Origin of the sequence: Pseudomonas sp. 65/3-MNA-CIBAN-0223, assembly GCF_040310425.1 — a bacterium.
GTDB classification, from domain to species: Bacteria; Pseudomonadota; Gammaproteobacteria; order Pseudomonadales; family Pseudomonadaceae; genus Aquipseudomonas; species Aquipseudomonas gregormendelii.
In genome coordinates, this window is the sequence record NZ_JBEOPV010000125.1 from 1 (window position 1) to 275 (window position 275).

General features: G+C 42.2%; 1 pseudogene. It reads left to right on the forward strand.

The annotated features are described in order from the left end of the window. Nucleotides 1–275, forward strand: a pseudogene (locus tag AAEZ09_RS28205) (alpha-amylase); the annotation flags it as partial.

A 275-nucleotide genomic window follows, 5' to 3' on the forward strand; every position in this document is an offset into this window, starting at 1 on the left:
GAAGATGGCCTGCAAAAACCTTACGAAATGAACATAGCCTTGTTTGATGCGTTACAAGGAACCACTAAAGGTAAAGATCTATGGGGAATGCAACGTTTTGTGTGTGCTCATACCATCATGTTAGCGCTTGAAGGAATTCCAGGTATTTATATTCACAGTTTACTGGGAACCCGCAACGACTATGAAAAACTGGCCAATACCTCCCATAATCGGGCCATTAACCGTCATCGTTGGGATCTCAATCAATTAACGGAACAACTAAATGATGCCAACAG